Here is an 18,895-nt window from a genome sequence, read left to right on the forward strand (position 1 = left end):
GTCGTGTTTTACAGTTTCTATTGTTTGAGCGCCGCGTGTTACCTCCTGTCACCGAGTTACTCCAGTAACTTACTTCTTTGTGTTTGTTCAAAAATCCAAAATGGCTCCGTCAAAACAAACAGCGCTTAGCTAAAGGCTTAGCCGCTGATTAAAACCGGAGACTAAAACAATGACTACATCTACTTTTAAAAAACATCCGCCAATTCCTGCAGAGCGTTTAGCAAAGTACCAAGATTTGTGGCTTAACTCGCAAAGCATTGATGGCATTGACCAAGAAGTAATGGAGCACTTGGTGCGCATTAGTGAGATGGGCGGTGTAGGCCTTGAGGTGGTAGGTAACCTAAACAAAGAATATTTGGGTGCATTTATGGCCCCGTTCTCTAGAGACACCAAAAATGCCGATATTGCAGTGGTTGGGCAACCTTTAGAAAAAGCCGCTCCAATGAATAGTTCGCATAAATATGGGCCAAAAGCCTTACGTGAACTGTCAAAAAATGCCATGGGAACTATTGAGCCAAGCCCTACCGGCGGCTGGGATATTCCTTTCGATAATGCGCGTATTATCGATTACGGCAATATTGATACCTACGGCCAGTTCGATATGAAAGACGAAGTGCAAAAAATTGTTGATGAATACGAGAAAATTGTACTAGAAGACGATTGCGTTACTTTTACATGGGGTGGCGACCATACAACTAGCTATGCACCTATCGCGGCTCTGGGCAAAAAGTTTGGCCCATTAAGTTTGATTCACTTTGATGCGCATTATGACTTAGTTACTTTTGCAGATTTTGAATACCCCTATCACTCGGGCAACCAGTTCACACGTAACTTTGCCGAGGGGAACTTAGATCCTGAGCGCATGATTACCATGGGTATTCGTGGCCGAATGACAGCCTTGGTGGGTGGTCATGCTAAAAACTTTGGCGTAGAAACTTACAGCTCTGACGATGTGTTTGATTTAGGCACTACCGAGATAGCCGAGCGTATTCTGAAGCGAGTAGGCAATGGCCCTTGTTACTTTAGCTTTGATTTAGATGCACTAGATGCAACCGACAATGCGTCTAACTCAGCCATTGAGCCTTTTGGTCTTAAATCGCGCCAAGTGTGGGACATTATTCGTTACTTGCGTAAACACGGTAACATTAACTTAGTCGGTGCTGATGTGGTGGAATACACCCCGCAACACGATATGTCAAAACGTGATGGTTACATTGCTGCAGGCATTAGCTGGAAACTGCTTTGCTGGTTAGCAGACTGCACCGCTAAACGTAATGGCGAAAAACGTAAAACACAATGGCCACAAGCTTTTGGCAAAGCCAGCCTGTAATAAATGGGGCGACAGCAATGTCGCCTTTTGCTTTTGTGTTTTAGGAGTATGTTATGAATAAGCCACGTTGGGGTTTAGAGGCTTGGTATACCGCGCATTTATGCTACGGCATTATTCAGTTGGTATTTATCCCTATTCTAATTCCCACTTTTATTCTTGATAAAACTGGCAGCCCAACTCAAGTGGGTATTGCTATGGGTATTTTGGGTTTGTCGGGTTTGCTGGCACCTATACTGGGCGGGCTTGCAGATAGATATCGCGCGCACCGTTCTGCGCAGTTAATTGGTTTAGCGGCTATTGCTATTTCAGCCTTAGTTTTTGCACTGTCAGGTGCGAATTTCATGCTGCATTTGTTGGCGGCTGTGTTTTTAGGTTTGGGTTCCGCTTCCCTTCTGATGATTAACCCGGCGTTTATCGTCTCCGGGGGTTATGAAGCAGAAGAGGAAGCCTCCAAGCTTACTTTGCTTAATCAGGTTGCTATTGTGGGTTCGTTGCTTGCTGGCATTGGTTTAGCGGCATTAACGGAAGCTGGCGTGTCGTTTGAGCTACGCTTTGCTGTAATGTTCTTCATCCCTTTGTTGGCGCTGCTAGTAACCGCTGCTACCAACAAACAAGCCGCTGCTCGGATTAAAGTAGAACAAGTCAATGAGGGAAGCGAAGCCGGTGGAATCATGCAGGTGGTGTTTTCTCGCTTTGGTTTGATTTTGCTAGCTATCTTTTTTGTATCGATTGGCCAAGGTGTTATCACCGGGCAGTTTCCTAACTATATGGCTGAGGTATTTAAGGTTGACGCCGCGCTTTCATCCATGGCCTTGTCGGTATCGGCGGTAGTTAGTTTGGTGCTGCTATCTTTAGTGGGCAAAGCCATGGCTAAAGTAGGTGGCGAAAAAGTATGGTTGTTGGCGGTAGTGGCTAAAGTCGTGGTGATGCTAGGTCTCGCTGGGCTTGCCTTATATGCTGGCCAACTTGAGGCATACCTACCTTTAGGTTTGTATCTGGTTTATCTACAAGGAGTGACAACGGTAGATATGGTGCAGCCAGCCATTGCAGCCAAAGCTTCTCGAGCCGGTGCGGGGATGACTCAAGGCCTGTTAATGTTTGCCATTGCCGGTGCTTATGCTGGCGGCAATGTACTCAGTGGCATTAGTGCCGATAGCTTTGGTTGGAGCTCTTTAGCTAGCTTAGTGGCAGCGGTTAGCGCTATTGCCTTAGTGGTTGGTTTAACTTGCTTAGTAAGCAAACCCAAAGTGGCTATTCAACGGGCTACTTTTAATGACTCGGAGTCAACCAGCAAGCTTTAAGATTTAGCGCTTCATCTTAATTCTCCAAAGGCACTTATTAGCTTAAGTGCCTTTTTTATTGGCAAAATTACTATGCTAATTTGAATAGCTGAAACTAGATTGGTTAAGTTGAAGAAAAACAGTCTATTTCTGATTGGTTTAGTGTTCGCCATTCTCCCGGTGCAATGTCCAATACAATATCGGCAATTTGTTGTCGGTGCAGGGCTTTAACACGGTTGCCCGTTGCTGCAAACATTCGCTTTACTTGATGAAATTTACCTTCATAAATACTTAATTCAACTTCGGTGGTGCTTAAGGTATTAACCATAGCGGGTAGGGTGGCTTTAGCTTCTCCTTGAAGAACTAAGCCTCGTTCGAGCTGCTCAATGGCATTGTGAGTAATGGGTTTAGCTAGTGTAACTTTATAAATCTTAGGGCAACGTTGCTCTGGCCGAGTAATAGAAAATGACCACCTACCATCGTCAGTAGCTAATACCAAACCGGTAGTATCGGCATCTAAACGTCCGGCAATATGCAGCTGCTCATTTTGGTTTAGCCCAACTGCATTAAATACCGACGGATAGGCTTCGTCTTTATTGGAGCAAATACACCCAGCAGGTTTGTGGATCATAAAATACTGAGAGGGGCGAGCAAATAAGCGCTCACCCAATAGTTCTATGTGGTTGTTCTCGTGTACTTGCATTGCTGCATCTGTTGCAGTTTGCTGATTAACTTGTACCTGATGTTGGCTAATTGCCAATCTTGCCTGGGCAAGTTCAAGCGTAGTGCTTTTGCAAATAAACTTGTCTAGTCGCATTGATGCTTACAGTGTTGGGAGAAATTGAGCGGAGTATAACCAAATCCCCGCTCGAGTATTCTTAAAGTTTATCTAATGCTGAAATAACTTGTTGCTTTAAATTTGGACAAACTAAATAAGCACTTAAGTAATGCTCGCGTCGTTGCTTAAAATCAGGGCACAGTTCAAGTACTTTTAGGTAGGCGGCTTTAGCCTGAGCAAATTCACCTTTTTCTAGATGTAATACACAGCGCAGTAGAGGTTGCCAATAGAGGGTACTTAATGAGAATTGATCTAAGGCTTTAAAGGCCTGTTCAAAGTCTTGCTCTGCATAAAAGTAAAGAATATCTGCCAAAGCAAACCAAGGTGGGCGAAAGGGATTTAAGGCCTTAGAATTAGCTAACAACTCTCTACCTTGTTTAAACTCACCAGCTAAACACAGTGCCCAACCGGCTAAGCCTACTTGGTAAGCGGCATTAGGGTTAAGTGCAATAACTTTATTTACTGCTTCAATAAGGCCCGCTTGATCGCCGCGGCTTAAGTAGCCCATGGCCAAGGCCATTTGGCATTCTTGATTATTGGTATCTAGCTCTACCGCTTTACGGGCACATTCAAAGCCTAGTTCACTGGCTTTAGCAATGTCTGCCATGGCTAGCTTATCGGCATCAAAATAAAGAATGGCTAACATTGCCCAAGCAAGTGCATATTCTGGCTCTTGTTGGGTTGCTTTTTGCAGTGCTTGCAAAGCCGGTTGGTATTGCTCTTTGCCTAAGGTCATTAAATAGTGGCGGTAGCGTAGGGTGGCTTCGTAGGTGGATAATTGCTCAACTTTTTTATGGTTGCAGCTTTGGTATATTTCGCGGTGAATAATGCCAAAACTTGACGCCAATTCTGCCACTATCTCGGCGATGATTTGATCTTGTGCTTCGAATAAGTCATCGGTTGACATATCACAGGTGTATTTCTCGGCCCACACTTGTTGACCTGTATCGGCGCGATATAGGCGAGCATGAATCCGCATTTGATTGTTTAACGCGCGCATGGTGCCGCTAGTGATAAAGGAAACCTTGAGCTGCTTGCCTATTTGGTTGATGTCGGCGGCAGTGTTTATATCAAAACTGGTATCACCCATGGCATACATCGACACCACATTAAGCGTATCAAAGCGTGATAATTCGGTGGCAAGCTCTTCGCCAAAACCATCGGCAAAAAATTGCTGTTGGTTGTCGTCGGCTAAAGATAAAAATGGCAGTACGGTAATGCTTGGGTTTAGGCCTAGGCTTTCAATCTCTGCGGGTTCTGCAACAGGAGCAATAGCTTGAGGATTAAGATCTTGTTCACTGCGTAACTTAAAACTAGGAACATAACGCCCTTTAGGCACCGAGATATAAAGCGCGTCGTTGGCACCTTCGGTAAAATAATAGGTGTCGAGAGAGCGACGCACTCGGCCTGCTTGAATGCGTACAATGGGATCGGATTGGTGGTCAAAGTCTGCGTCACGGTCAAAAATCTCAATCGCAATAGTGAACTGCTTTAAGCGGTCGCCGTTGCCTTGCAAGGTTTGGTCAACCAAGTAGCTCAGCAGTTCTTTCATTTTTGGGCTTTGTTCGAAAACACTGCTCTCGACTATGCGCTCCAGTTGTTCGCGGATCAGTATTTGGTGCTGCTGATTATTTAGGTCTAAGTTTTTACCGTTGGCCACTTTCATCACCTATTTCTATTTACGCTGGGTTTATTCTGCCATTAATGGTGCCTCAAAAGTAGCGCCTAATTTGGCAAAGTCTTTCACTAACAGTAGTTTAGTTGTTTCTGCTTAACATATTGCGGCTTGTTACCTATTGTTACTCATTTACTCTCATTGCTACTCGTCTATAAGTTTCTGTTTTTATTTGGGTATTTATCCTTTTTGCCGATGATCCAGTGTGTAACTTCGAGATTTTTGGGCTTTAAGTAAACTTGCTCTCGTCAACTAGATACACATTGTTAATTGCCAATAAGAGAGACAGATTATGAGCACACAAGTTCAAACCAAAAAAGTAGATGCAGGCTTCATTGAGTTTTCTTTGAAGCGAGTTTGGCAAGCCACCGGCGCCAGCGAAGAACACGCAAACGCGGTATCTCGCGCACTAATGACCGGCATTCGCCAAGGCAAACTAAACCAAGGTTTAGGTGTTTATGAAGCCATCGACCTTACCTTTCAAGCTGGTGAATTAGACATTAAGGCTGAGCCAGAAGTGGTTGGTGAGGGAGAAGCTTGGGCGGTGGTCGATGGTAAGCGCTCTAGCGGTTATTGGACAGTGACTAAAATGGCCGAGCTTGCTATTGCTAAGGCTAAAAAACACGGTATCGCTATCGTATTTGGTGGTAACCATAACGATGCAGGTAGCTACGGCTCTTATGCTTGGATGGCGCACGAGCAAAATATGTTTGCTCAAACCTCAAATAACTCGGTACCGATGGCTTCGCCATATGGTGGCATGGCTAACGTGTTATCAGTACCTCCTTTCGATGCTATTGCACCATCTGGTAACGAAGCTCCGGTTTGGACCAGTGTAAAACTATGCGAATGGTATGACGCAGACACTGCACAGTCGGTATTACAGGGCACTAAGGTTAAGAAAGACTCAGTAATTGACCCGCAAACGGGTGAATTAGGCAATGACCTTGCGCCATTTGCGCGCCCTGTAGAAGGCTATGGCCGAGTGTTTGATCAGTCATGTTATCAAAATCTTACAGACCCGCGTTTGTATTCATTAAACCTTTGGAACGAAGCTCTTAGCGCCATTATTAATCCGTTGGGGGTTATAGCGCCAGAGATGCCAACGCTAACCGATTACCTAAGCGGTGATGCCGATAAACCATCGGTAGGTGGCTCTTACTACATTGCTATCGATCCTAGTCATTTCGGGCCAATAGGCGAGGTATTAGCTAAAGCAGATCGCTTTACTCAGGCAGTACAACAGGCTAAGCCATTGCCAGGTAAAGGTGCGCCACGTATGCCAGGTCAAAAAGGTTATTACAGCTTAAAGGCTCAAACAGAAGAAGTGGAAGTTTTGGCTAGTCACTGGGCTCCATTCTTCGAGAAAACCGCGGCTAAATATGGGCTAAATGAAGCGAAATTACGTGAAGAGTATGCGCAGTTAACTCAGCAAGAAGTTATCGCATAAGCAAATCACAAAATCTCGTACGAGTACTTAAGCACAGTCGAGGGATAGATTGAGGAGCGCAGGGAGCGCTTCGTTTTAAGTCCTTAGGGGCTGTTGTTCTTTGGTGTTGAATTTTTGTTCGAGATAAGCGGGCTTTAATCGCGGCGAGCACTTGGAAGCCTAGTGGGCTAAGCAAGAAGTGCTCAACAAAGAGTAAAGTTCTCTTATCCGAACCCTTCGGGCAGCATTTCTTAGCCATTTATTCAGCGTTAGCGAGTGATTATTAAGCCCACTTAACTGCACACTCACTGCCTTGCCTAAATGGCTAATAAGTTGCGGCAAAAACCATCAGCAAAGATCAACAGACCCTAATATTGATTATCTCAAAACCAACATTGATATCAGAGGATTACTATGACACTTAAGGGTAAAGTCGCCATTATTACTGGCGCGACAAAGATGAAAGGTTTAGGCCGTGCTATTGCACTTAAACTCGCTAAACAAGGCGCTAAAATTGCCTTAACTGGACGAACAAGTTCAGCAGAAGGTTTACAGCAGGTAGTGGACGACCTTAAGGCGCAAGGCGCCGAGGCTATGGGGGTAATAGTAGACGTAGCCAACCAAGCCGAAGTTAATACTGCAGTACAGCGGGTCATTGACCATTACGGCAGCGTAGACATATTAGTAAATAATGCCGGCATAGGTGCTGGCTCACCAGTATTTCTAGAAAATAGTAACCGCGATTGGGATGCCAACTACGCGGTAAACGTAAAAGGCACTATGGCTATGTGCGCAGCGGTATTACCACAAATGGAGCGTCAAGGTTCGGGTGCTATTGTAAACATTGCTTCTTTAGCGGGCTTAGGCGCCTTGCAGGGCATGCCTTATCCTTATACTGCCACCAAGTTTGCTTTAGTTGGGGTGACTAAAGAGTTGGCTTTAGAATATGCCAACAAAGGTGTGCGAGTTAACGTGGTGTGCCCGGGCGCTATTGCAACCGATATGTTGCAGCAAGCTTATCAAGGCATTGCTGAAGCGGAAGGCATTAGCATCGAAGAAGCTGCAAAGTTAGAGAATTCGACTATTGCCATGGGGCGCCCAGCCGAGCCCAGTGAAATTGCCGATACTGTTTGTTATCTTGCCAGCCCGGCAGCCAGCTATGTGACTGGTGTTGCGATGCCTGTAGGTGGCGGAATGCTACCTGGCTTATAATCATTTCAGTATCCATTGGAATCGAATATTGGATATTTGGTTCCAACTTTCTAATATCCCTTCCAAGCGCCAAATGGTTGCTTACTGACATCGCTATCTGATTTAGGTACTACTTAATCTATGCGCCACAAATGTTGTTTTCTTGTTAATTTGCGTGGTGTTTTTTAACGATTTATTGATGTTTATCACAAAGGTGGAAATATTAATTTTGATAAAGATAGCTGAGGGTGGGTGTTTTTTAAGCATTCTTTTTAGTTATCCATTGTGAAATTATTAAATAAAACCAAGGGGTGTTAGCGCTATTCATTTTTCGCTTTGCTGGATGAATGAGGTTTCATGTCGCACTTTTGCGACATATTGATCTGTTTTGGTCGGTTTATTACACTGTTTTCGATGTTTGATAATTATCTCATTAAATGTTGATTAGATAATTATGTATGCCAAATAAACTTTAGCGAGGGATTTTCGCTTTATTCCCGCGAACTAAAAAGCATAATTTCTCGGCTTAGCGGGCTAGTAAATAAATGTTATGAATGTGTGAATTGTTGGGTGTTGTTTGAGCGCTATAAGCGCTGAGTCGCAACACTGTTTTTTTAAGCGAAAATGAAACCGGTTTCATTTTCGGAAGGGAAACTTAAAATAGGGAAATTGTAATGACAATTACCAAACCAACCGCTGATAAAGGCGGTAAAAAGCCAACCCAGGGAGTGGTCCAAAGGGCGCATTTCTCAAAGCGTTTATGGCTAGTTGTAAGCCTTACTTTAGCCAGTGGAATGGCAACAGCAGACCAGGGAGTCGAGATAAATGATGGCGGAGCTGTCGTTTACTTTGACGATCAAGAATGGTCTGGTGGCTGGAACTATCTTTGCGTCAATGATTACTGCGCCAGTGGTGACTTAGTTGAGGGGCGTTGGCAACGAAACGTCGCCGAGATAACGCCAGTTTCTGGGCAAAACTATACCATTCAAATTAAAGTCCAAGATAACGCCACTGGGCAATATATCTCACCGGCATATACCGTGACAGCCGCGGGCGGAGATACACCTCCGCCGCCACCTGAAAATATTGCACCTGAAGTTAGCTTTGAAGCCTTACCCGCCGATTTAACTAATGAAGACAGTTTGTCGGTAACAGTATCAGCGAGTGATAGCGATGGTGAGGTAGAGTCTGTTTCACTTTACCTTAGTGAGCCTAGCAGTGTAGAGCAGTTATATTCGACACTAAACTCAGAACCCTATCAATGGACCATTGAGCCTTTGCAGGTGGGTACATACCAATTACGTGCAGTGGCAAACGATAATCAACAAGCTAGCAGCCAAGCAGCCGAATCGGTGTATGTGGCTGAAGCTAGCAGCGGTGTAAACCAAGCTCCTCAAGTGAGCATTGCTGCGATAGCAAACAACTTAAAAGCGGGCGAATCGGTAAACGTATCGGTTAATGCCAGCGATGCTGATGGAAGCATTGCTAGCGTAGAGCTTTTTTACACTGAGCCAAATGCTATTGAAGTGTCTGCTGGCTTACTCAGCAGTGCGCCATATCAGTGGCAAATTGGTAATTTATTGGAGGGAAGTTATAGCCTACGCGCTGTCGCTGAGGACGATCAAGGCTTAAGTGCCAGCGCCCAGCGTAACTTTGCGGTAAGTAGCGACGAGCTCCCACCCGGAACCTGTGAAGCGCCGGGTGGATCAGATGATCCTGCCGCTGATGCTGGTGATGGATATCAGTTTGGTATGACATCAGATGGCTTGGTTTACCACCGTGCAATCGCGGGTCACACTCCAGGCTTTGCCATTGTTGGTTTACAAAACAATGCGCCTAACTTACCAGCCACTGGACCATTTAGCTTTACAGAAAGTAATGGTGCTAGCTATCAACGCTATGAAACACAAATCCAAGGTGTAGATGCCAATACCACTTACGACTTAGAGATCCGTTTACAAGGTAGCCAGTTTAACACTGGACAATGTATCCATAGCATCCAAGTTAAGCCAGGTGAAGGGGTTGCCAGTTCTCCCTGTTACATTGCTAATGATACTGGTGGCGGTGATACGCCTGTTGAGCCTGTAAAAGCAACCATTGCAAGTGTCGTTTTTGATGCAGACCTTGGCGCATATTTGAATGCTGGTGCTAACACTAGTCAGCCAGGCTTTACCCTGTATACCTTTGATAATGACAGCGCAAACCAAAGTAATTGCGAGGGTGAATGCTTAGTAAATTGGCCTGCCTTATTGGTAAGTTCACCAGAAAGTTTTACTCCGGCTGGTGGTGTGAATGGTGCGTTTTCGACAATAGAGCGCATCCGTAGTGATGTTGATGACTGTGGTAACCCGGTTGAAATTGTAGAGTATCAAGTTACTTATAATGGAGAACCTCTGTATTTCTATATAGGTGATCAAACCGCTGAAGATACCGCCGGACATGGCGTATTTGATGTTTGGTGGGTAGCTGATGTTGAGTTATTGCCTCAATTGCCTTTAGTTAAGTATCCTGCACCAGCCTTAAAAACAGCAATCAATGGTATCACTCCACGCCGTTACGGTTTTGCAGTGGATATTGATGGCCGCACCGTGACTTGGCGCCCTGGTTACAGCCCATCACAAAATGGTCATGCAGCAGGCCTAATTGCGCAGTTCTCGCAAGTAGGGGGAGATGGCTCTATTGGAGCTAAAGATCCTAACCTAGAGTTTTATTGTTCAAATAACCAGATTCAGTTTCACAAGGCAGATATGCCCGGAACCCTAGCTGGTCCATATACCGCTCAAGTTCCTGGTAGCTGTTACGGAGAGTACTTCTACTTCTTCCGTTATCGGATGCGTGGCACCTTTAACTTAGACCCAGAATCCAACTGGGTGTATTCAGCGCTGTTCGTTTATGACGAAACTAAGCCTGAAGATCGTATCGACCCAAGTAAACGAGAGACGGTAACCTACCGCAGTGCCAACTGGATGCGCCATGGTCACCCACACTCTAGGGACCGCACTCAGGAGTTCATCACTTTTGACGCGATGCCTTATAACACCTCATTAATGAGTGGCTTAGAGCGTTACAACACCACCTTTATTGATGGCCCGGGGAATACTCAGATCCAAACCGAAGCCTCAGTTGCGCCTATTCGATTGGAAATATTTGAATATGGCCAAGGTAACTGTCAGGGACCACAATACGTAATTGGTGCTGAGAATGCGCCTTACCCAATTCGTTCTGAATACAACTATGGGCAAATTTTGAGCTGGGAAGCGTCATTCCCTACCGCAAATAATAGCAAGTTTGGTGGTACCACTATTAGCTCGCAGGTCTACAACACCATGCAGCACATCACTATTGGTGCTGGTTTTGAAACGGCTACAGGTGATCCTCGCTTAAACCCTGCAGGTCGCGGCTCGGTGCGTATCGTTCACTCTGATGGTTGTAACCCGGTTGAACAAGATGAGCGTAATGCACGTTTTGCTCAGCAGCTCACCTCAGTAGAAAGTGATGTACAAGTGAATGACTTTTTATTAGGGCACGACCAATTTCACGGTATGGCCCAAGTGAGTCAGGCTAAACCTGGCAGTACTGGTTTTGCGGGTAGTAAAGCCATTGTGGATGTAAATGGCGTGCAGAGAAAAGCAGAGAATGAGGGTTCATGTGGTGATTGTCACTTCCGCGATGGGCGTTCGGACTTTGTTGTAAATACCCCGAAAGGGCCGCTACTTGCGCCACCCACTTACGGTACCGGCTTGCTGGCTTACATCGAAGGTGCCGAAGTTGGCCTTACATGGGATGGCTCGCAAGCAAGCATTGAGTCACAAGCAAGAGCCGCTCTACTTAACGACTTAGGGTTAACACCTGCAGATATAGGGCAAACCAATTTTGATCGCTTGGTTGTGTATACAGAAACTCTTCATGTACCGGTACGTAAATACGATGCATACGTAGATCCTGCTGTGGCTGATGGTGAAGTTGCGTTCCACGAAGTGGGTTGTGCAAGTTGTCATCAAGCTACTCAAAAGACCCGCAGTGATGCACCGGTAGGTCTGCGTGATATGTATATTCGCCCATACACCGACATGAAACTGTGGAATGTAAACGGCGGTGAGTTTAGAACCGCACCGTTATGGGCAATTGGCCAGAACATCGAGATGTTAGAGCGAAATGGCAAAAACACCTTGTTTATGCACGATGGTTCAGCCACCAGCTTAGAACAAGCAATTCAATTACACGATGGTGATGCTAGCGCTACCACTGCTGCCTTTAATGGTTTATCAGCAGAACAGCAGGCCAGCATTATCAAGTTCCTGAAAACCCTATAGCTCCACTTTGGCCAGCATAAGCTCAGTTTACTGGGCCTATGTTTGGCCGCTTTTTTAGGGCTATTAAATACTATTTTTCGCTCCAATAAGGAATGAAAGTCATGACGACAAACAAACGCCAATACCTTAAACAAAATATCTTATTTGGCAGTGTGCTGCTTGGACTCGGCGTTGTACCTGCTGCTATTGCTGGGCAGGGTATCGAGCTAAATAACGATAAAGCAACGTTGTACTTCGATAACGAAAACTGGACGGGAGGTTGGCAATACTTATGTTTAGCCGATAACTGTGTCGGTGGACAGTTAAATAATGGCCGCTGGGAGCGAGATGTAAGCAATTTGGTTAGCTTGGGTTCCAGCTACAACATTCAATTGAAGATCCAAGATAATGCTCTGGGGCAATACATTTCACCCAGTTACCTAGTGGAAGTGACAGCGGGAGGTGAAACGCCACCAGTCAATCAAGCTCCGCAAGTGTCGATAGCTTTGCCCGACAATGTAATTGCAGGTGAAAACTATACTATTAATGTGCAAGCAAGTGACGCCGACGGCAGTGTTGCATCGGTTGCTGTATATGTTGCTAGACCAAATCAAGTTGAGCAGTTAGTAGCAACATTAGATGCTGCACCTTATAGCGTTCAACTCACCAACCCAGAAGCGGGTGAACATCGCATTCGTGTATTGGCTACCGATAATGAGGGGGCGCAAAGCGAAGCGCAACAAAGCCTAAATGTACAAGCACCAGTGACAGGCAATCAGCCACCAGTTGTTGGGTTGCAAACCCCTAGTGATGCACTTGTTGGACAAAGCATTACTGTTAGTGCACAAGCTAGTGATAGTGATGGTGTCATTGCCCAGCTTGAGCTATTTATTACTGCGCCAGGCCAGCCAGAAAGCTCTTTAGGCGTTTTAACTGATGCACCTTATGATTGGATTATCGATGATCTAGTGCTTGGTAGTTATCAGCTTCGGGTTGTGGCAGTTGATGATGAGGGAGCCACTAACCAAGACAGTAGCGGTTTCTCAGTGAGTGATGAAAATACTGCACCAAGTGAAAACTATGGTGTAGAAGTGATTAACAATACCACGGCGCTTTACTGGGTGAATAATGATCCAAGCTGGGGTGGCGGTGATTACTACATGTGTAAATCTGGCGATGCAGATTGTTATCCTGCTGAGTTAGTTGATGGCCGTTGGCAGCGTCAGCAAGACAACATGGTCACTGGTCAGTCTTATACACCAGTATTTAAAGTGCCAGGATTAGGCGCTAGCGACTACCCGACATGGTCCTTTGTATGGGGAGGTGGCAATAGGGGCGACGGTGGCAATGGCGGTGATGGCGGTGATGGTGGTAATGGTGGAGAGCCAGACCCAGCAAACGTATTCAGCCATTTAGACTGGGAGTTTAATTCCCACAACTCTACAGAGCGGCAAACGCCTCACAATGATAATTCTATTGGGCCAGCACCTTATCATGGGAATGCCTTTTTACGTACGCCTGCTAATGGTTCCACTCCTACTGAATATGGTTTTGCTTTTGAACTAAACGGTGACACCTTTAGTTGGTCTTGGGGGCCAGGAATATCTAAGCAACCAGGCGACTCGGGGCTAGAAGTATATTGTTCAGAAAATGGTGGTGAAACATACACTGGTTCAGCATTCAGTAATGGAGCAGCAACAGTAGCTTGTAGTGCTCCTTATATTTACTTTTTCCGATACGTACACCCAAGTGCTTTAAACAATAATCCAGCCTCGGCTTACATATACACCGGCAGTTTCACCACTGAAGGTGGCCGCTTACCGGTGGTAGATGGTCGTCCACAATATCAAGCATTTGTTGATGGCTCAGCTAACTGGATGCGCTTTCGTCACCCAGTGACTCAAGACGGTACAACAGCAGCAGTTTTGGATGCTCAGCATAATAACGACTCTCTTCGTTATCTTGATCGCTACACCATCTGGGTGGAAGACTCACCAGGCAATGTAAACATGCAAGGAGATATTACCGGAAACGTTATTCGTAACGAGGCGATGCGCCGAGCTGGCTCACCTAATAGTCAGCAGTTTTTTGCACTTACGGTAGCAGATTTAGGTTGGGGCGATGCTTTTAGTTATGGGCAAGTGATTCAATTTGAAATTTCGGCGATAGCTGGCAATAGCGGCGCACAAACCTACAACGACTTCTCTTACTACACTGTTGGTCAGGGCTGGGGTTCTTATGGCGATGTGCGCTTAAATTCTGCCGGTAAAGCGGGTACGACAATGTGGTTGTCCGATGCTGGTGCTTACATAGACTTAGAAAAGAACGCTACCTTTACGCAACCCTTTACCACTGTTCATAAAGAGCAAATGATTGATGACTTCATCGTAGGTCACCACTTATTCCATGGTGTTGACCCTCGTAAGCAGCGTTCTTCTGAATTTGATGATCCAGATGTGCAAATTGGTGATCGCACCTGTGGTAATTGTCACTTTAGAGATGGCCGTGGCTCCGAGATTATTGATACTGCAAAAGGTCCGCGTCTCCCAATGCCTGCTTTTGGTGTCAAGTTACTTGAAGTTATAGAAGGCCGAGAAACTGGATTTTCTTGGGATGGTTCTGCAGACACTGTTGCTGAGCAAGTTGTAAGCGCAATGGAGAATGACCACGGAGTAGATTTTACTCAAATAGAAGAGGGGACTAACCATCCGGTTGTTGAGTTAATCACAACCTACACGGAGCTCCTAACCGTGCCTAACCGTGACCCAGGTGCCTATGATGATCCAGCAGTGGTACGTGGTGACCAGTTATTCACCGAAGTGGGTTGTGCTAGTTGTCATACTCCTGTGCAAACCACTCGAAGTGATGCACCAAGCCATTTACGCAATCTTACCATTCGTCCTTATACCGATATGAAGTTGTGGGATTTAGGTGAAGGTGATTTTCGTACTCAGCCGCTTTGGGGGCTTGGTCAAAACATCAAATTACTAGAGCGAAATGGGCGTGATGTGCTGTTTATGCACGATGGTTCTGCGACATCTATTGAGCAAGCCATTGAAAAACATGATCTTGATGGCAGTGCTGCTAAGTCGGCATTTAATGCTTTAAGCAGTACCGATCAAGAAGCCATCGTTAAGTTCATTAATACACTGTAGTGGCAAAAAACGGCGCTTCGTTCTGAAGCGCCGTTTTTCAACAATAAAGTAAGGATATAAGTAAATTATTACCTCATAAATCTCGGCATATGCTGCTGGTAACTCGTGTACTGGTGGGGATGGGGTATTCGGCAGGCGCTGTGGCCGAGCAACAGCATGTTATGCAGTTCTTACGATCTCTTTAATTTAACGCAGGTGGGCTGCTTTGCTGCTCACCGCTTCATCGCTATCACTAAGGCATTAGACATTGATTGTTCGATGGGCTTTTTAGTATCTGCGATATACACAATCCGTGATTAAACGGTAAACATAGGGAAATAGAAATGACTAAACCACAATTAAATACACTCGCTTTAGCAATCGGCTTAAGCATGCCTATGCTTGGGCATTCCGCAGTCTTCGAGCCTAGTGATGGGCGTTTATTCACTGTTGGTCAAGACGTAGATAGCATTAATCAAATGCATAATGACACCAGTATTAATGCGGGCGGTGTTACCGGTTATGTAGGCATAGCTTCCTTAGATGGTTTGCATGGAAATGCCGACGCTGGCGCAGGACGCAACAACTTAGATGAGTTAGCCAGTTTGTACCCTGATCGCGCTATGGTTGTGGGCATATCTATGAATGGCCAAGTAAGCGCGGTGGCAAATGGCACTTACAACGACAATATTACTAATTTGCTAGAAACCTTGGCATCTTACGACCGGCCCGTTTATTTACGTTGGGCCTATGAGGTTGATGGTCCATGGAACGGTCATAACCAAGCAGACTTAATCCGCTCTTGGCAATATGTACATGGACGTATTCAAGAGATGGGCATTGCGAACAAAATAGCCATGGTTTGGCAGGTGGCTTCTTATTGTCCTAACCCACGAGGTCAGTTGGAGAGCTGGTATCCGGGTAACCAATACGTTGACTGGATCGGCTTATCGTATTTTGCTCCTCAAGATTGTAACTGGGATGCAGTAAATGAAGCGGCTAACTTTGCTAAAGCTAAAGGGAAGCCTTTGTTTATCAATGAATCTAGCCCACAACGCTATCAAATAGCAGACTTAAACTACTCGAGTGATCCAGCACAAGGAACTAATCGCCAAAATAAGACTGCCCAACAAATTTGGCAAGAGTGGTTCACACCGTTCTTTAACTTTATCGAACAATATGACGTTAAAGCGATTACCTATATTAATGCTGATTGGGACAACCAAACCCGTTGGGGTGATTTTGGTGATGGCTACGGAGAAGGTTACTGGGGAGATAGCCGAGTACAAGCCAACAATGAGATAGAGCAAAGCTTCACTCAACAGATAAACGATGGCTCGTGGTTATTGCAGTCTAGCGAACTATTCGAAAAGCTTGCATATGGTGAAACACCTACAGAGCCAGAGGAGCCAACTGATCCAGAAGAACCGACAGACCCAGAAGAGCCCACCGATCCGCAAGAACCAATTGGCGACCAAGGCATCAGTTACGTTGACGATGACAGTTTAGTGGTTTATCACAAAGACATGGGGTGGTCGGCAGCATGGAACTATTTGTGTTTAGATGCTTACTGTATTCCTGGCACTTTAGTTGATGGTTTTTATCAGGTGCAGTTCGATAACGTGAGTCTAGGACAAAGCTATAACATACAATTTAAAGTTCAAGACAACTCCAGCGGACAGTTTATTAGTACAGAAACGGCTGTAAGGTTTAGCAAGGGCAGTCAAACGCCAGACCTTCCAGAAGAACCTGCAAACCCTGAAGAGCCAATTGAACCGGAAGTACCTGTTGAACCCGAAGTACCTTCTGAACCAGAGGAGCCTAGTGAGCCGGAAGTACCAAGTACCTTACCAAACTTTGGTATTGTTGGTTTAACGGACAATAGTTTTAAAGTGGTAAGAAAAGACGAGGGTTGGACTGCAGGCTTTGTTTATATGTGTGTAAATGGTGATTGTAGAGTGCCAAGCTTAGTGAATGGCTACTACGAGTATCAATGGAGCGGCAGCCGTGGAACCCAATACAATCTTACATTTAAAGTACAAGACAATAGTATTGGGCAACTTATTGAAGACGCAACAGCAAGCTTTAATTAGTTGTTTTAAGGCCACTTTGTAAGATTAGGTAACACAGCAATAAGCTGTGTTACCTTTATTAGAGGGCTGGTATCTATTGCTTGGTTTGTAGGTTTTCGATTAAAGGTTCACAGGATAGGGGCGTTTCTTTAAGCGGCTTAGGCTTGCGAGGTTTACTAAAAGTAGGTGTTTTGGCGAGCTGCTCTTTCCACCAGCTTAGTTCATCGCAACCGTGGCCCTTTGCTATTGGCTTTTGATTGTTACACTGTGTATCGCCCGTTGGGCAAACTAGACGCACGTGCATATGAGAGCTATGCCCCCACCAAGGACGTATTTTTTGTAGCCAGTCATCACCAGTTTCGCGTTCATCACACAGTTGTTGTTTAATGATTGGGTTAATAAAAATACGCGCAACCCGCTCGTCTTGAGCAGCGACTTTTAGCATGGTTTTATGCTCGTCTTTCCAAGTGTTTGTATTGATGACCAAATTTTTCTTGTCTACCACACTTACCGCATAAGGGCTGGCTAGTTGTTTGGTTACCAGTAAGTCGTCTTCTAGTCGTAACCAAATGTCCACGTCCAAGCCAATTTGGTGGCTACTATGCCCATAGTTAAATTGGCCTCCTCTTGGCATCGACATATCTGCTATCAAAATATTGTTAATGCCTTGGCTGCGCAGTTGTTTGGCGTAATCACTAATGAATGCGATAAGGCTTGGGTGGCCATAAAAGCGATGACGTTGGGCGCGAATAACTTGATAGCCTTCGCCAGCTAAGGGAAGCGCTTTTGCTCCGGCAAGGCAGCCGTTGGCGTAGCTACCAATTGCAGCAGCTGGGGCTTGATAGGTGCTGGTGGCTTGTTCCCACGGATTGTATTGGGCTTGTGCGGTGCAGCAAGAAGCTAGTAACACCAGTGTGGCAGATAAACTCTTCATTCCCTTCGGGTCTCCCTTTAGCGTCCACCTGCTAGTGTAGTCGCCTTTGCCAGTGGTTTCAGTTACATTTAATCACAGTATGCTGCTTAAGCGTTATGCATAACAAAAGGCGTGGCAGCATTTATAGATAGTAAAATGAGGGCGGTGAATGTGAGTTCTGAATCGAGCTTTACTACTGAACGATTGAAGGTGAGCAAGGTTTACTATAAGCATGCTATCAAGCAAGAAGCTGGCTTGTTACCGCGTATTGTTGAACTGCTAAGGCCAGCCGTTGTAGAGGCATTGCCGCCATATTTTCAGCAGATAAACAATGAAAAGGACGCTTTGCGCTGGTTAAACACGGTGTGTTCAGAAAGCCAGCTGTTTGCTGTTTCGTTTAAAGACCAAGCGCTACCCATAGGCTTTTTGTTTGTTCATGAACAAAGCAAAAGCACTGTTCATATTGGCTACTTATTGGGAGAGGCTTACTGGCGACAAGGCATTGCCAGTGAATTGTTAAGTGGATTTATTGATTGGGCAAAACAGCTTACATCTTACCACTGTTTAGTCGCAGGTTTGGATGGCGACAATCAAGCTTCAAAGCGCTTATTGCTTAAATTAGATTTTAGCTTGCAGGCAACTAGCGATGCCAATACACAAATATATCATTACAATTTTCCATCTTGATTTAGCCTAAGATCTGGCGGTTTTCCCTTATACCTACCGAAATCAGCAAAAAGC

11 protein-coding genes are annotated in these 18,895 nt (G+C 45.3%); 8 read left to right on the forward strand and 3 right to left on the reverse strand.

The annotated features are described in order from the left end of the window. Positions 1 to 169 precede the first annotated feature (169 nt). Positions 170 to 1,330: an arginase family protein gene (locus OV592_RS09450; protein WP_016403683.1), complete on the forward strand. Its 1,161-nt coding sequence runs from the start codon at positions 170 to 172 to the stop codon at positions 1,328 to 1,330. 53 nt (positions 1,331 to 1,383) lie between these two features. Next, positions 1,384 to 2,631 carry an MFS transporter gene (locus OV592_RS09455; RefSeq protein ID WP_406611199.1) on the forward strand — a complete coding sequence of 416 codons (1,248 nt, stop codon included), beginning with the start codon at positions 1,384 to 1,386 and terminating at the stop codon, positions 2,629 to 2,631. Positions 2,632 to 2,734: 103 nt separating this feature from the next. Here OV592_RS09455 and OV592_RS09460 read toward each other — a convergent pair whose 3' ends face one another. Further along, a complete protein-coding gene (locus OV592_RS09460; protein WP_406611200.1) occupies positions 2,735 to 3,427 on the reverse strand; it encodes a pseudouridine synthase in 693 nt (230 codons plus the stop codon). Positions 3,428 to 3,488: 61 nt separating this feature from the next. Next, a complete protein-coding gene (locus OV592_RS09465) occupies positions 3,489 to 5,114 on the reverse strand; it encodes a transmembrane adenylate cyclase (RefSeq protein WP_406611201.1) in 1,626 nt (541 codons plus the stop codon). A 301-nt stretch (positions 5,115 to 5,415) separates the two neighbouring features. On the opposite strand from OV592_RS09465, the gene OV592_RS09470 reads away from it, so the two are divergent. The 5 genes from OV592_RS09470 (at position 5,416) to OV592_RS09490 (ending at position 17,262) form a co-directional block, all read left to right on the forward strand. Continuing rightward, positions 5,416 to 6,573, forward strand: coding sequence for an Ldh family oxidoreductase (locus OV592_RS09470; RefSeq protein ID WP_406611202.1), 1,158 nt, complete (start codon positions 5,416 to 5,418; stop codon positions 6,571 to 6,573). Positions 6,574 to 6,966: 393 nt separating this feature from the next. Next, positions 6,967 to 7,764, forward strand: coding sequence for an SDR family NAD(P)-dependent oxidoreductase (locus tag OV592_RS09475; RefSeq protein WP_406611203.1), 798 nt, complete (start codon positions 6,967 to 6,969; stop codon positions 7,762 to 7,764). Positions 7,765 to 8,417: 653 nt separating this feature from the next. Then, positions 8,418 to 12,056 (forward strand): di-heme oxidoredictase family protein, encoded by a 3,639-nt coding sequence (locus OV592_RS09480; RefSeq protein ID WP_406611204.1) that lies wholly within the window; start codon positions 8,418 to 8,420, stop codon positions 12,054 to 12,056. 101 nt (positions 12,057 to 12,157) lie between these two features. Continuing rightward, positions 12,158 to 15,190, forward strand: a complete 3,033-nt coding sequence (locus OV592_RS09485) for a di-heme oxidoredictase family protein (protein WP_406611205.1) — start codon at positions 12,158 to 12,160, stop codon at positions 15,188 to 15,190. Positions 15,191 to 15,513: 323 nt separating this feature from the next. Beyond that, entirely contained in the window at positions 15,514 to 17,262 is a 1,749-nt protein-coding gene (locus tag OV592_RS09490; RefSeq protein WP_406611206.1) for a family 31 carbohydrate-binding protein, read from the forward strand. 73 nt (positions 17,263 to 17,335) lie between these two features. Here OV592_RS09490 and mepA read toward each other — a convergent pair whose 3' ends face one another. Then, positions 17,336 to 18,175, reverse strand: a complete 840-nt coding sequence (gene mepA / locus OV592_RS09495) for a penicillin-insensitive murein endopeptidase (RefSeq protein WP_406611207.1) — start codon at positions 18,173 to 18,175, stop codon at positions 17,336 to 17,338. Between the two features lie 150 nt (positions 18,176 to 18,325). Between mepA and OV592_RS09500 the strand changes: the two genes are divergently transcribed. Further along, positions 18,326 to 18,841 carry a GNAT family N-acetyltransferase gene (locus OV592_RS09500; RefSeq protein WP_406611208.1) on the forward strand — a complete coding sequence of 172 codons (516 nt, stop codon included), beginning with the start codon at positions 18,326 to 18,328 and terminating at the stop codon, positions 18,839 to 18,841. Positions 18,842 to 18,895: the final 54 nt, after the last annotated feature.

This window comes from Agarivorans sp. JK6 (assembly GCF_045277145.1).
Taxonomy (GTDB): Bacteria; Pseudomonadota; Gammaproteobacteria; order Enterobacterales; family Celerinatantimonadaceae; genus Agarivorans; species Agarivorans albus.

Coding starts and splice junctions, on each gene's coding strand:
- OV592_RS09450 (WP_016403683.1), top strand. CDS start 170: ATGACTACATCTACTTTTAAAAAACATCCGCCAATTCCTGCAGAGCGT.
- OV592_RS09455 (WP_406611199.1), top strand. CDS start 1,384: ATGAATAAGCCACGTTGGGGTTTAGAGGCTTGGTATACCGCGCATTTA.
- OV592_RS09460 (WP_406611200.1), bottom strand. CDS start 3,427: ATGCGACTAGACAAGTTTATTTGCAAAAGCACTACGCTTGAACTTGCC.
- OV592_RS09465 (WP_406611201.1), bottom strand. CDS start 5,114: ATGAAAGTGGCCAACGGTAAAAACTTAGACCTAAATAATCAGCAGCAC.
- OV592_RS09470 (WP_406611202.1), top strand. CDS start 5,416: ATGAGCACACAAGTTCAAACCAAAAAAGTAGATGCAGGCTTCATTGAG.
- OV592_RS09475 (WP_406611203.1), top strand. CDS start 6,967: ATGACACTTAAGGGTAAAGTCGCCATTATTACTGGCGCGACAAAGATG.
- OV592_RS09480 (WP_406611204.1), top strand. CDS start 8,418: ATGACAATTACCAAACCAACCGCTGATAAAGGCGGTAAAAAGCCAACC.
- OV592_RS09485 (WP_406611205.1), top strand. CDS start 12,158: ATGACGACAAACAAACGCCAATACCTTAAACAAAATATCTTATTTGGC.
- OV592_RS09490 (WP_406611206.1), top strand. CDS start 15,514: ATGACTAAACCACAATTAAATACACTCGCTTTAGCAATCGGCTTAAGC.
- mepA (WP_406611207.1), bottom strand. CDS start 18,175: ATGAAGAGTTTATCTGCCACACTGGTGTTACTAGCTTCTTGCTGCACC.